Genomic DNA, 14,374 nt, shown 5'->3' with positions numbered 1-14,374 from the left:
TGTCAAGGTGCGAGGGGCCGAGTCGGACGAGGTTCTGGCAGAACGATCACGCGAGTGGAGGAGACCGTCCCTCCCGCGCCCGCCGCTAGCTCGCGCCGGTCCCCTTCAGCCACTCCTTGACCTTGTCCTGGTTGGCGTCGACCCACTTCTTGGCCGCGGCCTCGTTGGACATGCCGTCCTTGGCGATGTACTCGGCGACCTCGTTCTGGTCGTCGTTGGTCCACTGGAAGTTCTTGACCAGGGTCGCCGCGGGCGACCCGGAGTCGGCGAACTTCTTGCTCATCAGCTTGTTGAGGTTGTACGGCGGGTAGTCGCAGGCGACCTTCGCCGCGTCGGCGTCGCAGCCGTCGGTGTAGGCGGGCAGGTTCACCTTGACCAGCTTCATCTCCGAGAAGAACCACTGCGGCTCGTAGAAGTAGGCCAGCAGCGCCGTCTTGTTCTTCTCCGCGCTCTTGAAGCTCTGGATCAGGCCGGCCTCGGAGCCGCCGACGACCACCTTGTAGTTCAGCTTGAGGTTCTTCACCAGCGCCTCGTCGTTGGTGACGTAGGAGGGGTCACCGTCGAGCAGCTGGCCCTTGTCGCCGGACTCGGAGGTCTTGAACAGCGAGGCGTACTTGTTCAGGTTCTTCCAGTCGGTGATGTCGGGGTACTTCTCGGCCATCCACGGCGGCACGTACCAGCCGATGATCCCCTTGTTGCCCGTTTGGCCGGCGTCGACGACCGACTTCAGCTGGGTGATGTACTTCTTGGTCAGGTCGGCGTGGCCCCAGTTCTCCAAGATGGTGTCGACGGTCCCGGAGTTCATGCCCTGCCAGCTGACCTCCTCCTTGCCGTTGACGTAGCTGACGGTGCAGCCCAGGTCGTGCTTGGCGACGTACCCGACGACCGCGCCGTCGGCGGTGTAGCCGACCCACGGGTTCATCGCGATCCGGAAGTTGCCGCACTTCTTGGCGCCGCTGCCGCTGTCTCCGCTGGCGCTCTTGACCGTGCCGCCACAACCGGCCAGGCCGGCGAGCCCGAGGCCCACGGAGGCGACGATGGCGATCATCCGGGTCTTGCCCCGGAGTGCTCCTCGAGCCATTCCTACTCCCTTTGTTGTTCTTGCTCCCCGGTCCGCCCGAGGAGAAGTCCGCTACCTTCCGGCGCGTGCGGCGGTGTGCCGCGCGATCCGGTCGAGCATGATCCCGAGCGCGGTGATGGCGATCGCCGCGGCCAGGCCCTTGCCGAACAGCTGGTCCTGGCTGAAGCCGGACACCACGATGTAGCCGAGGCTGCCGCCGCCGACCAGGCCGCCGATCACGACCATCGACAGCACGTAGAGCAGGCCCTGGTTGGTGGCCAGCACCAGCGCCTCGCGCGCCATCGGCAGCTGGACCTTGCCGATCGTCTGCCAGCGGGTGCTGCCCACCGAGCGCACCGCCTCGACCGTGGTGGGCGAGACGCCGCGGATGCCGTCGGCCACCAGCTTGGTGGCGATCGGGACGGCGTAGGCGATCGCAGCGACGATGGCGGTGAAGCGGCCGACGCCGAAGAAGGCCAGCGCCGGCACCAGGTAGACGAACGGCGGGATCACCTGGAAGGCGTCGAGGAAGGGCCGGATGAACGTGTCGGTGCGCCGGCCCCGGCCCATGGCGACGCCGAGCAGCACCGCGATCACCATCACCAGCAAGGTGGCGATCAGCGTCATGGCCAAGGTGACCATCGTGTCGTTCCACAGGCCCACGAGGTAGATGACGGCGAGGCTGACGACGGTGGGCGCCAGGGTCTTCCAGCCTCCCAGCACGTAGCCCAGTGCGACGAGGGCGAGCGCGGCCAGCCACCACGGTGAGCTGGCCAGCAGGCTCTGCAGCGGGTCGATGAGCACGCGGGTGACGTCGTTCTTGATGGCGAGCGTGAGCTTGTCGATGTGGTCGACCAGCCAGTTGGTGACGTTGTTGATCAGCTTCTGGAGGCTGCGCCGGTCGATCGGGGCGATGAACGGCCAGCCCTGGCGGGTCGGGAAGTTGGCCAGGCCGAGGAAGGTGCGCGAGAGGTAGACCGCCACCAAGACCGGGACCAGCCACACCAGGCGCGCCGTCCAGCGTCCGGCCGGGGTCAGCCGGGGCTGCTTCGCGCCCTTGCCGGCCGACTCGGTGGCCCAGCGGGGCAGCTTCTCGAGCACCACGCCGGCGAGCATGACGCCCGGACCGCTCACCGACGCGACCCCGGAGCGGCTCAGCACCTCCGAGCGCTCGCTGGCCGCGGTGGTGATGCGGTCGAGGGTGATGGCCATGACCACGATGACCAGGCCCGGCACGGCGGCCTGGCCGACGTTGTTGTTCTGCAGACCGAGGTTGACCGGGTTGCCCAGGCCGGGCCCGTTGACGAAGGTCGCGAAGGTGGCCATCGACAGCGCGGCCATCATCGCCTGGTTGATGCCGACCACGATGGTGCGTCGCGCCATCGGCAGCTGCACCTGGCGCAGCAGCTGGCCGCGGGTCAGGCCCATCGAGCGGGCGGCCTCGACGGTGGTCTCGGGCACCGAGCGCAGCCCGTGCTCGGTGATGCGGATCAGGGGCGGGATCGCGTAGATGAGCGTGATGATGAGCGCCGTGGCCGAGCCGATGCCGAAGAGCAGCGCGAACGGGGTCAGGTAGGCGAACGCCGGCATCGTCTGCATGCCGTCGAGGAACGGGGTGATGGCCGCGGAGACCGACCGGCTGCGCGCCATGGCGATGCCCACCGGCAGGCCGATGAGGCAGCAGATCGCCACCGCGAGCAGGGTGAGGATCAAGGTGTCCATGCTGTCGGCCCAGTAGCCGAGGATGCCGAAGACCAGCAGGGCGACGACCACGAGCGCCGTCGACCGCGGGCCGGCCAGGGCCCAGGTGACCCAGGCCGCCAGGGCGATCACACCGAGCCACCCGATCTGCGGCACCACTCCGCCCAGCGAGGGCAGGCTGAGCAGGTTCTGGAAGGCCGTGACCAGGTTGGTCGCACCGGACCCGATGTGGCCGAGCACGCCGCCGAAGAACCAGTTGTCCGGCCCGTGCAGCTGGATCCAGTCGCGGCGGTGGTTCAGCCACTCGTGGAACCCGGTGGTGTTCTGCAGGCCGAGCGCACGGGTGTCGTGGCCGTGGAAGAGCGCGAAGAGCACCAACCACACCGCCACTGTGCCCAGCAGCCACCAGCCGGTGTGCCGGTCGCGGCCGACCTCGACGTAGGGCTGCTCCTCCTTGGAGAGGGCGACCCCCTTCTCGCGAGCCTCCGCCTGCGGGGTCAGCAGGTCGGACATGTCAGTGACTTTCCTCGGCGACGACGACCCGCAAGATGTCCTCGTCGTCGATGACCCCCACCGTCTTGTCGCCGTCCAGCACCCGGCAGCAGCACGGCGCGTCGAGCACCGTCTTGGCCGCATCACGCACGATCTGGTTCTGCTGCACGGAGCGGCAGGTCTCGCTCAGCTGCGAGGTGTCGGTGCGCATCACCCACTTCAGGGTCAGCACGTGCGACTTGGGCACCTCGGAGGTGAAGTCCTTGACGTAGTCGTCGGCCGGGGCGCCGACCACCTCGTCCGGCGTGCCGATCTGGACGATCTCACCGTCGCGCATGATGAGGATCCGGTCGCCGAGCTTGAGGGCCTCGCTCAGGTCGTGGGTGATGAAGACCATCGTCTTCCCGACCTCCTGGTGGAGCCGGATCACCTCGTTCTGCATGTCGCGCCGGATCAGCGGGTCGAGCGCGGAGAACGGCTCGTCGAACATCAAGACCTCGGGGTCGCCGGCGAGCGCCCTGGCCAGGCCGACCCGCTGCTGCATGCCGCCCGAGAGCTGGTCGGGGAAGTTGTTCTCGTAGCCCGAGAGGCCCACGAGGTCGACCATCTCCTGGGCCCGGTTGCGGCGCTCGCGCTTGGCCTCGCCGCGTACCTCCAGGCCGAAGCCGACGTTGTCGATCACCTTGCGGTGCGGGAGCAGCCCGAAGTGCTGGAACACCATCGAGACCTTGCGCCGGCGGATCTCCTGCAGCCCGCCGTCGCCCATCCCGGTGATGTCCTCGCCGTAGAGCTGGACTGTGCCGGCGGTGGGCTCGATGAGCCGGGTCAGCAGCCGGACGAGCGTCGACTTGCCCGAACCGGAGAGGCCCATGACGACGAACACCTCGCCCGGCGCGACGTCGAAGGAGACGTCGCGGATGCCGACGACGTGCCCGGTCTTGGCCTGCAGCTCCTGGCGGGAGAGGTTCGCATCGGGCGTGCCGATGATCTTGTCGGCGCGGGGACCGAAGATCTTCCACAGTCCCTCGACGTGGAGCGCGGCACCCTGGTGGCCGGCCGCAGCGGAGGAGTCCTGACCGGTCGTCATCGTCTTCGCGGTCATGGCGTCTCCTGGTTGCGAGGGTCCCCGGGAGGATAGAGCGGACTGCCGTCGCCGTGTCGGTAGAAGGGCACGTCGGCCGGCGGCAGCGGGGTGTTGCCGGCGATGAGGTCGGCGGCCTTCTCGGCCGTCATCATGGTCGGTGCGTAGATGTTGCCGTTGGTGACGAACGGGAACACCGAGGCGTCGACGACGCGCAGCCCCTCCGTGCCGTGCACCGCCATCGACGACGGGTCGGTGACGGCGAGGTCGTCGGCGGAGATGTCGCCCATCTTGGCCGTGCAGCTGGGGTGCAGCGCGGTCTCGGCGTCCTCGCGCACCCAGTCCAGGATCTCCTCGTCGGTGGCGACCGACCCGCCCGGGGAGAGCTCGCCGGCGTTGAACGGCGCGAACGCCGGCTGGTTGAGGATGTCGCGCGCGACGCGGACCGCCTCGACCCACTCGCGGCGGTCGGTGGGCGTGGAGAGGTAGTTGAACTGCATCGAGGGGTGCACGCGCGGGTTGTCGCTCTTGATGCGCACCCAGCCGCGGGTGTCGGCGTACATCGGGCCGATGTGCACCTGGTAGCCGTGGGCGCCGGATTCGAGTCCCTTCGGGGCGCTGCCGTCGTAGCGGATGGCGATGGGCAGGAAGTGGAACATCAGGTTCGGCCACTGCACGTCGTCGTTGCTGCGAGCGAAGCCGCCACCCTCGAAGTGGTTGGTGGCGCCGAGCCCGCTGCGGTGGAAGAGCCACTGGTAGCCGATCTTCGGCCGCTCGCGGTAGCGCAGCCCGGGCGCGATGGAGACCGGCTGCTTGGAGGCGTACTGGATGTAGACCTCGAGGTGGTCCTGCAGGTTCTCCCCGACGCCGGGCAGGTGCGTCACCACCGGCACCCGCAGGCTCTCGAGCAGCTTCTTGTCACCGACCCCGGAGAGCTGGAGCAGCTGCGGGGTGTTGATCGCGCCGCCGCACAGCACCACCTCGCCGGCGCCGACGCTGCGGTGCACGCGGCCGGCGCGGGTGTACTCGACGCCGACCGCGCGCTGCCCCTGGAAGTTGACGCGGGTGGCGAAGGCGAGCGTCTCGATGGTGAGGTTCTTGCGGTGCTTGACCGGGTGCAGGTAGGCCCGTGCCGAGGACCAGCGGCGGCCGCGGTGGATGTTGCGGTCGAACCGCGCGAATCCCTCCTGGCGGTAGCCGTTGACGTCGTCGGTGAGCGGGTAGCCGGCCTGCTGCACCGCTTCGAAGAACGCACCGAACAAGGGGTTGTCGGCCTTGCCGCGCTCCAGCCGCAGTGGGCCGGACCCGCCGCGCCAGCGGTCGGCGCCGATGGTGCCGTCCTCGAGCAGCAGCGTCTCCATGCGCTTGAAGTAGGGCAGGCAGTGCAGGTAGTCCCAGTCCTGCAGTCCGGGCTCGGCGGCCCAGCGCTCGTAGTCCATCGGGTTGCCCCGCTGGAAGATCATCCCGTTGATGCTCGAGGAGCCGCCGAGCACCTTCCCGCGGGCGTGGTAGACCTTCCGCCCGTTCATGTGCGGCTCGGGATCGGTCTCGTACTTCCAGTCGTAGAGCCGGTTGCCGATCGGGATCGGCAGCGCCGCCGGCATGTGGATGAACGGGTCGATCGCGTAGTCCGAGCGACCGGCCTCCAGGACCAGCACGCTGGTGCCGGGGTCGGCGCTGAGCCGGTTGGCCAGCACGGCGCCGGCGGACCCGCCGCCGACGATGACGTAGTCGTAGTGGTCGGTCATCGCGTGCCCCAGGTGAGCTGTGGGGTGGTCTCGACGCGCAGGCTCGCCAGGGCTCGCCGTGCTGCTCGACCACCACAGCGCCGTGCTGATCGACCACCCAGCCGTGGCGGCATCATGAGCTGAACCAGTGCTGCGGCTCGGGGGCGATGTTGTGCCAGATGTGCTTGGTCTCGCGGTACTCCTCGAGTCCGGCCTCGCCCAGCTCGCGGCCGATGCCGGACTGCTTGTAGCCGCCCCACTCGGCCTGGGCGACGTAGGGATGGAAGTCGTTGATCCACACCGTGCCCATACGCATCCGGGCCGCGACGCGCTGGCCCTTGCCGGCGTCGGCGGTCCACACGGCGCCGGCCAGGCCGTAGATCGAGTCGTTGGCGATGGCCACCGCGTCGTCCTCGCTGGTGAAGGTCTCGACGGTGAGCACCGGCCCGAACGACTCGTCCTGGGTGACGCTCATGTCGCTGGTGCAGCCGTCGAGGATCGTGGGCAGGTAGTAGAAGCCGTCGGCCAGGGCCGGGTCGTCGGGCCGTGCGCCGCCGCAGCGCAGCTGGGCGCCCTCGGCGATGCCGGCGGCGACGTAGGCCTCGACCTTGTCGAGGTGCGCGGCGCTGGTGAGAGGTCCGGTCTCGGCCTTCTCGTCGAACGGCCCGCCGAGCCGGATCCGCTGGGCCCGCTCGACCAGGTCGTCGACGAACCGGTCGTGGACCGACTCCTCCACCACCAGCCGCGCGCCGGCCGAGCACACCTGTCCCGAGTGCAGGAAAACCGCCGTGAGCGCGAAGTCCAGGGCGGTCTCGTAGTCGGCGTCGGCGAAGACGACGTTGGGGTTCTTGCCGCCCAGCTCGAGCGCCACCTTCTTCACGGTGCCGGCGGCCGCGGCCATGATGCGCTTGCCGGTGACCAGGCCGCCGGTGAAGGACACCAGGTCGACCCGGGGGTCCTCGCTCAGCGGGGCGCCGGCGTCGGGACCGCTGCCGAGCACCAGGTTCGCGACGCCGGCCGGCAGCCCGGCCTCGTCGAGCAGCTTCATGAGGTGGATCGCCGTGTGAGGCGTGAGCTCGCTGGGCTTGAGCACGAACGTGTTGCCCGCGGCCAGGCAGGGCGCCACCTTCCACGCCACCTGCAGCAGCGGGTAGTTCCACGGACTGATCAGCCCGCACACGCCCACCGGCTCGTGCACCACGCGGCTGACGACGCCGGGGTTGCCGGTGTCGACCACGCGCCCGGCGTCGGCGTCGGCCACGTGACCGAAGTGGCGGAAGACCGAGACTACGTCGTCGACGTCGTACTCGCCCTCGACCAGCCGCTTGCCGGTGTCGAGGCTCTCCATGCGCGCGACGTCGGCCTTGTCGCGCTCGAGCAGGTCGGCCACCCGCAGCAGCAGGTCGCCGCGCTCGCGGGCCGACGTCGAGGGCCACGGTCCGGAGTCGAAGGCCTCGCGGGCCGCGGCGATGGCCGCCTCGGTGTCCACGGCGGTCGACTCGTCGACCTCGGCCACCAGCGAACCGTCGGCCGGGCACCGGATCTCGCGGCGCCCGCCTTCGCGCGCGCCCACCCAGGTCCCCGCGATCCAGTTCTCCGGCACTCGTCCGCCTTCCTGTTGCGCATGGCGCACCCGAATGCTCGTGACGCAACTCAACGTCTTGGGAGCATGATCGTCGCAGCGCGGATCGTCAAGATCGTCACGCGGGCTGTAGCGCGACCGTAACGCACGGTCCTGGTTCAGTAGACGGTCGTCATCTGGAGCCGATCGGCGAAGCCGTGGACGTGGCCGCGCTGGCTCGCGTACTGCTGCGCACCGCACACCGCGCTCAGCTCCAGAGCGGCGTCGCCCGAGCGGTAGGCCATCACGTAGGCCTTGCTCGCGGATCCGAAGACCGCCACCCGGGTGCTGAAGCGCACGGTGGCCACGCCGGCCAGGCCGTGGACCCGGTTGGTCACCGCCCGGGTGGCCTCGATGACGACGTGGGGGCGCGGTGAGCCGGGCACCCCCGACGCGATGCCGCGCAGCAGCTCCGCGGCCAGCTGGTCGGAGGTCGGCGACGCCGCGGTGCTCAGCCCGGACGGCTGCTGCAGCCGTACGACGCAGTCGGAGCCGTCGATGCGCCAAGCCCGTTCGCCGGCGGCGTCGGTGCTCAGGGCCGTCCAGTCGGCCGGCGGCGTCGGCACCCGCCAGGCGACGTCCTTCGGCGGCGCACCGGCCGCGAGCTCGGCCGCCACCCGGGCCTGGTGACTCGACGAGGATCCGGTGGTCGCGCAGGCCGCGAGGCTCAGCGCCGCGACGAGCACGCCGAGAGCCCGCCATGTGCTCATGGCCGCGCCGTCGTCATGGCCGGCGCCTGTTCCGGCGTCGCGCGTAGTACTTCCTGTCGGCCTTGCTGGCCACCTCGAGCGTCGGCCGGCCGTGGTCGCGCCACGACAGGTACCACGCCGGCAGCAACCGGTCGGGCAGCCAGAAGAGCCCGATCAGGGTCACGGCGAACGGGGGCACGGCGGCGGCGAAGAGCACGAGACTCACCCAGACGGTGATCGGCAGCGCCAGCTGGGCCAGCAGCACCAGGGTGGCTGCCGCCCCGAACCAGGCCGGCATGAAGTGCAGCGAGTCGAAGGGGCACAGGAGCAGCCCCGACTTGTTCCAGCCGCGGTAGTGGCCCACGCCGTAGGCCAGCAGCAGGACGCAGATCACCGCCCACAGCACCAGCACGCCGGCCGGGGCCTCGTCGGCGGCGAGGGGGGTCATGGCCACCATCGGATCACACGGCGCCGGGTGCCGTCGGCAGCCTCAGCGATGGCCCCAGCCCAGGCGGTGGGAGACCTCCAGCGCCGCCTCGGTGAGCTGCGGGACGACCGTGGTCATCTTCTCCTCGCCGAGGCGGAACGTCGGGCCGCTGACGCTCAGCGAGGCGATGACGTCGCCGTGGGCGTTGCGGATGGGAGCGGCGGCGGCGGTGAGTCCCTCCTCGAGCTCGTCGACCGCGGTGGCGTACCCCTGCTCGCGGACCACGGCGAGCTCCTTGCGCAGCCGCGATCGCTTGGTGACCGTCAAGCCGGTCAGGGCGGGCAGCTCGTGGAGCACGTCGTCGAGGTCGTCCTCGTCGAGGCCCGAGAGCAGCACCTTGCCGTTGCTGGTGGCGTGTAGCGGGATGTGCTGGCCGACCCAGTTGTGCGGCTGCAGGGCGGAGCTGCCCGCGATCTGGTCGAGGTAGAGCGCCGAGGACCCCGAGAGCACGGCGACGTTGACCGTCTCGCCGGTCTCGGCGGCCAACCGCTTGCAGATCGGCCGGGCCTCCTGGACGACGTCGAGGCGGGCCGTCGTCGCACCGGCCAGGCGCAGCAGCCCGACGCCGAGGCGGTACTTGCCGCGGTCGCCGCTCTGCTCGACCAGGCCGTGGTTCTCCAGCGTGCTCACCAGCCGGAACGCCGTGCTCTTGTGGACGCCCAGCTCGAGGGCCACCTCGGTAACCCCGACCTCGCCGTGGCGGGCCAGCACCTCCAAGATGGTGATGGCGCGGTCGACGGACTGGACGCCTCCGGACTGGTCGGCAGCGACGTCGCTGTTGCTCATCGCGCAACCCTAGACCATTCGTGTTGCGTATCGCAGAATGCGTTGCCGTGGACGCAACTCACCCCCTTGTCGCTACACCCGGCCAGGCCGCGGGCGACTTCGTACTCACCATCGTCTGCCCCGACCGCCCCGGCATCGTGCACGCCGTGGCCGGCTTCCTGGTCGACCACGGCGGCAACATCTTGGAGAGCCAGCAGTACGACGACCGCGTCACCGACCGGTTCTTCATGCGGGTCGACTTCGAGACCTCCGGGTCCACCACGGCCGACGAGCTGCGCTCGGCCTTCGCGCCCGTGGCCGCGACGTTCGGCATGGAGTACGAGCTGTGGGCCGCGTCGTCGCCCTACCAGACGCTCATCATGGTCTCCAAGCAGCTGCACTGCCTCAACGACCTGCTCTTCCGTGCCTCGACCGGGTCGCTGAACGTCGACATCTCGGCGGTCGTGTCGAACCACCCCGACGCGCAACGGCTCTGCGACGCCTACGAGATCCCCTTCCACCACATCGCGGTGACCCCCGACAGCAAGGCCGACGCTGAGGCCAAGCTGCTCGGCGTCGTCGACGAGCTCGGCGTGGACCTGGTCGTGCTGGCCCGCTACATGCAGGTGCTCTCCGACGCCCTCTGCCGTCGTCTGGAGGGGCGCGTCATCAACATCCACCACTCCTTCCTGCCCAGCTTCAAGGGCGCCAAGCCCTACCACCAGGCCTACGAGCGCGGCGTCAAGCTGGTCGGCGCGACCGCCCACTACGTGACCGCCGACCTCGACGAGGGCCCGATCATCGAGCAGGACATCCTGCGGGTGGACCACACCTACGCCCAGGACCAGCTCGTCGCCGCCGGCCGCGACGTCGAGGCCCAGGTGCTCTCCCGGGCGGTGCGCTGGCACTGCGAGAGCCGGGTGCTCCTCAACGGGCACCGGACGGTGGTGTTCCGGTAGCCGGCGCGGAGCGGGGCGGTTTCCTTCACTCGCGGGTCCGATTCGCCGGGTATTCCGGCGCCGCCGGCGTCGAGGCCTGCCCGCGGGTCCGGACCAACCGAGGACGAGCTCGGCTCCTGCTGTCACACGTCGGCACCCGCGTGCGTCAGCATCGATGAGGACGATCGCGAAGGAGATCCGGTGAAGACCATGACCTGCCGCCAGCTCGGCGGCCCGTGCGACCTCGAGCTGCGCGCAGAGAGCGCCGACGACGTCATCAAGGACCAGGACCAGCACCTCAAGGACGCCGAGGCCGCCGGCGACGCCGCGCACCAGCCGGCCCGCGAGGAGATGAAGGGCCGCTGGGCGCACCCGCTCGGCGCGATGAAGTGGTACCGGGAGACCAAGAAGGCCTTCGCGGCGCAGCCGTCCGACTGACCTGGGACCGCTGCCTCGGCCTGTCGGCCTACTCTGCCGGCCGGTGGGTTGGGCCAGAGGTCTGCGGGTGCCTCGCCTGCGGGCACGGTCCCGTCTCGAACTCGCGCGTCCGGCTGGTCGGGACGCCACGTCCACCCGAGGTGGCATCGAGACCCACAAGGCCGCCGCCGACGAGATTCCTCGCCCGCCGTCGTCGCGTGGCCTCTACAAGCCGGAGACCGTCACCGGTGTGGTGGTGGACGATGTGCTGGAGCCGTTGCCGAGCTGGTGGACGTTGTCGAGGCCCCAACACTGCGTGACGCCGGTGGTGGTCAGACCGCAGCCGCCGTCGTAGGCCATGTCGATCACCGTGTACCGGGTCCCGGTACCCACGGGGTCGCCGGTCTGGGGTGTCGTGCGGCTCGTCGTGGTGCCGTCGCCGAGCCCGCCGTTCCCGTTGAAGCCCCAGCAGTAGGCCAAGCCGGTGGTGGAGAGCCCGCACGAGGATCCCTGGCTGGCGATCACCCGGCTCCAGGTGACTCCCGGGACTCCCGCCACCGAGACGGCGACGGGCGCGTCCTGGCTCGTCGTGGTGCCGTCACCGAGCTTGCCGTCGGTGTTGGCGCCCCAGCAGTAGGCCGACCCCTCGCGAGTGACGGCGCAGACGTGCGAGCCGATCGTGGCGACACTGAGGCTGTCGAACTCCCTCGACCCGGTCACGTGGGCCAACGAGACCGCAGTCGGCGTGATGCGGTCCGTGGTGGTGCCGTCTCCCAGCTCGCCGTCGGTGTTGGCGCCCCAGCAGTAGATCGCGCCCGAGGAGGTGCGCCCGCAGCTGAAGGTGGCAGCGGGCATCACCGAGACGAAGCCGAGGTCGCCACGTACCGCCGTCGGGGTCAGTGCGTCGGTGGTGGTGCCGTCACCGAGGTTGCCCGAGGCGTTGTCGCCCCAGCAGTAGGCCGTGCCGCGGAGCACCCCGCAGCTGGAGGTGGCGCTGGTCGAGACCTGGGTCCAGCCGGAGTCGGATCCGACCTGCACGGGCGTGGTGCGATCGGTGGTCGTGCCGTCGCCCACCTGGCCCGATGCGTTGTTGCCCCAGCACCACAGCGTGCCGGTCGTCTTGATCCCGCAGACCGCGCCGGGCGAGGTGCTCACGCTGCTCCAGCTGCCTGCGATCTGCACCGGAGTGCCGGAGCTGGTGGGAGTGGTACCCCCCGTGGCCAGCTGACCGTGGCCGTTGTAGCCCCAGCACCGGAGGCTCTCGTCGCTGGACCGGATGCTGCAGGCGCTCGTGCTGACCGCGAGCTGGCGGAAATCGGTCGCATAGCTCGTAGGCCCGGGCGCCGCGGGGCCGCGCACCTCGACGCGGCGCGTCGGGCTGGCGCCGGCGCGGTGGTGGCCGGGGTGCCGCCGCAGCTTGGCGAGGTAGGCGCCCGAGGTCGTGACGGTGGTGCGGATCGCGAAGCCGTGGTGGCGGCTCACGCGGCCAGAGGCGACGGTCGCGAAGCGGTGCCCGTTCCAGCGCTGCAACAGGACACGTCGACCCACGGCATCGCTGCCCTGCACCAGGCCGGTGGCCGTGACGCTGCCGCCAGCGCCGACCGACGTCGAGGAGAGGCGCAGGCTGACCACGTAGCGGCTCGTGCGCAGTGCGGCGGCGTGGGCGTCGACGCCGGCTGCCGCCGCGAGGGCCCGGGGCCGGTCGACCGGGCGCGCGTCAGCACGCGCGGTGCCGACGAGGCCGACGGCGACCGAGAGCACGACAGCGACAGCCAGGGCTGGGCGTGGTCGGGGCAGGCGGAGATGCACGAACGTCATGAGGATCCGTTTCCGAAAGGGGGCAGCGGCTGGCGAGCCGGCAGTGGAACGGTAACGAAGCGGGACCCTTTTTGTCGGTTAAGTAACCATTTTGGTCGCCGTCGGCGACCGGACCCTCAGTCGCCCAGCTCGGCCCGGCGCCGCACGACGTACTCCTCGAGCTCCTCGCGGATGGCCTCGTCCAGCGGCGGGGGCTCGTAGGCCTCCAGCACGTCGGTGTACTTCTTCTCCGCCCGCGCGGTGGCGTCGTTGGCGCCGTTGCGCATCCAGCGCTCGTAGTTCTCCGAGCTCGACAGCAACGGCCGGTAGAAGCAGGTCCGGAAGCGCTCCATCGTGTGCATCGACCCCAGGAAGTGTCCGCCGTGGCCGACCTCGACATGGGCGTCGAAGGCCAGCGAGCCCTCGTCGATCTCCAGCGGCGTGAACTCTGCCTGCAGCATCTGCAGGATCTCGATGTCGACGATGAACTTCTCGTAGCCCGCCACCAGGCCGCCCTCGAGCCAGCCGGCGGAGTGCATGACCCAGTTCGCGCCGGCCAGGAAGGTCGGCATCATCGTCATCAGCGCCTCGTAGCCGGACTGGGCGTCGGAGGTCTGCGACGACGTCAACCCACCGCCGGTGCGGAACGGCAGCCCGAAGTGGCGCGCGATCTGGCCGGTGCACAGCAGCCCGATGCCCGACTCGGGCGTGCCGAAGGTGGGCGAGCCGGACTGCATGTCGATGTTGGACAGGAACGAGCCGAAGACCACCGGGCAGCCGGGGTTGATCAGCTGCGAGAGCGCGATGCCCGAGAGCGCCTCGGTGATCTGCTGCACCAGGGCCGCGGGGATCGTCACCGGCGACATGGCGCCCATGAGGATGAACGGCGTCAGCACCACCGGCTGCGCGGCGGCGGAGTACTCGAACTGCGCCTCCAGCATCCGGTCGTCCCAGCGAAGCGGTGAGTTGCAGTTGATGAGCTGGATGGAGGCGGGGGTCTGCTCGATCTTCTCGCGGCCGCCGAACAGGATCGAGCTCATCGCGATGGTGTCGGCTGCGTTGACGCCCGAGACGACGTTGCCCATGTAGATCTTGTCGGTCAGCGTCTGGAGCGCGTAGACCATGTCGAGGTGGCGGCTGTCGAGCGGGGTGTCGTTGGGCTCGCAGATGACGCCGCCGGCCGAGTCGAGCACGTCGAAGCTCTGCGCCAGCTTGGTGAAGTTGCGGAAGTCCTCCATCGTCGCGTCGCGACGGACCTCGCCCTGCCGCACGAACGGCGGGCCGTAGACGCAGCCGAAGGCCATCGAGTCGCCGCCGATGTGGACGTTGTGCGCGGGGTTGCGGGCCTGGATGTCGAACTCAGCGGGGGCCTTGGCCACCTGCTCCAGCACGAAGTCGGGGTCGAGGAAGACGGTGTTGCCCTCGACCTTCTGACCGGCCTTGCGGAACAGCTCCAGGGCGCGGTCGTCCATGAACTCCACGCCGACCTCGGTCATCAGCCGACGCCAGGCGACGTCGAGCTTGGCCATCGCGTCCTCGGAGAGGACCTCGTAGCGCGGCATCTTGTTCTGGAACATCCAGGCCTCCTGCTTGACCCGT

11 protein-coding genes and 1 pseudogene are annotated in these 14,374 nt (G+C 70.0%); 2 read left to right on the top strand and 10 right to left on the bottom strand.

Annotation, left to right across the window (positions count from 1 at the left end; all coding sequences use genetic code 11):
• Positions 1–85: 85 nt before the first annotated feature.
• The 8 genes from D9V37_RS17030 to D9V37_RS17000 all read right to left on the bottom strand — a co-directional run bounded on the left by D9V37_RS17030 (position 86) and on the right by D9V37_RS17000 (position 9,644).
• Positions 86–1,081 carry an ABC transporter substrate-binding protein gene (locus D9V37_RS17030; protein ID WP_232524976.1) on the bottom strand — a complete coding sequence of 332 codons (996 nt, stop codon included), beginning with the start codon at positions 1,079–1,081 and terminating at the stop codon, positions 86–88.
• Between the two features lie 51 nt (positions 1,082–1,132).
• Positions 1,133–3,274 carry an ABC transporter permease gene (locus tag D9V37_RS17025; protein WP_158604507.1) on the bottom strand — a complete coding sequence of 714 codons (2,142 nt, stop codon included), beginning with the start codon at positions 3,272–3,274 and terminating at the stop codon, positions 1,133–1,135.
• A gap of 1 nt (position 3,275) precedes the next feature.
• The gene (locus D9V37_RS17020) at positions 3,276–4,355 is read right to left on the bottom strand and encodes a quaternary amine ABC transporter ATP-binding protein (RefSeq protein ID WP_232524975.1); all 1,080 of its coding nucleotides are present in this window, start codon (positions 4,353–4,355) and stop codon (positions 3,276–3,278) included.
• Positions 4,352–6,082, bottom strand: coding sequence for a choline dehydrogenase (betA, locus tag D9V37_RS17015; protein WP_121807329.1), 1,731 nt, complete (start codon positions 6,080–6,082; stop codon positions 4,352–4,354). The genes D9V37_RS17020 and betA overlap by 4 nt, the downstream gene beginning before the upstream one ends.
• A 112-nt stretch (positions 6,083–6,194) precedes the next feature.
• Entirely contained in the window at positions 6,195–7,664 is a 1,470-nt protein-coding gene (locus D9V37_RS17010; RefSeq protein WP_198412625.1) for an aldehyde dehydrogenase family protein, read from the bottom strand.
• 137 nt (positions 7,665–7,801) lie between these two features.
• Positions 7,802–8,392, bottom strand: coding sequence for a hypothetical protein (locus D9V37_RS20550; RefSeq protein WP_198412624.1), 591 nt, complete (start codon positions 8,390–8,392; stop codon positions 7,802–7,804).
• A gap of 13 nt (positions 8,393–8,405) precedes the next feature.
• Positions 8,406–8,819, bottom strand: coding sequence for a hypothetical protein (locus D9V37_RS17005; RefSeq protein ID WP_147455991.1), 414 nt, complete (start codon positions 8,817–8,819; stop codon positions 8,406–8,408).
• Between the two features lie 42 nt (positions 8,820–8,861).
• Complete coding sequence (locus D9V37_RS17000) at positions 8,862–9,644, bottom strand: IclR family transcriptional regulator (RefSeq protein WP_121807326.1); 783 nt, start codon at positions 9,642–9,644, stop codon at positions 8,862–8,864.
• Positions 9,645–9,691: 47 nt separating this feature from the next.
• Between D9V37_RS17000 and purU the strand changes: the two genes are divergently transcribed.
• Together purU and D9V37_RS16990 are read left to right on the top strand one after the other, a co-directional pair.
• A complete protein-coding gene (gene purU / locus D9V37_RS16995; RefSeq protein ID WP_121807325.1) occupies positions 9,692–10,582 on the top strand; it encodes a formyltetrahydrofolate deformylase in 891 nt (296 codons plus the stop codon).
• A gap of 189 nt (positions 10,583–10,771) precedes the next feature.
• Positions 10,772–10,999 carry a hypothetical protein gene (locus D9V37_RS16990; protein ID WP_232525043.1) on the top strand — a complete coding sequence of 76 codons (228 nt, stop codon included), beginning with the start codon at positions 10,772–10,774 and terminating at the stop codon, positions 10,997–10,999.
• 204 nt (positions 11,000–11,203) lie between these two features.
• Here D9V37_RS16990 and D9V37_RS16985 read toward each other — a convergent pair whose 3' ends face one another.
• A complete protein-coding gene (locus D9V37_RS16985; RefSeq protein WP_121807323.1) occupies positions 11,204–12,739 on the bottom strand; it encodes an RCC1 domain-containing protein in 1,536 nt (511 codons plus the stop codon).
• Positions 12,740–12,912: 173 nt separating this feature from the next.
• Positions 12,913–14,364, bottom strand: a pseudogene (locus D9V37_RS16980) (trimethylamine methyltransferase family protein); the annotation flags it as partial.
• Between the last annotated feature and the right edge of the window lie 10 nt (positions 14,365–14,374).

Source organism: Nocardioides mangrovicus, assembly GCF_003674065.1.
Classification (GTDB): domain Bacteria; phylum Actinomycetota; class Actinomycetes; order Propionibacteriales; family Nocardioidaceae; genus Marmoricola; species Marmoricola mangrovicus.
Note: the sequence above shows the minus strand (reverse complement) of the source record. Positions and strands in the feature narration are given on the sequence as shown.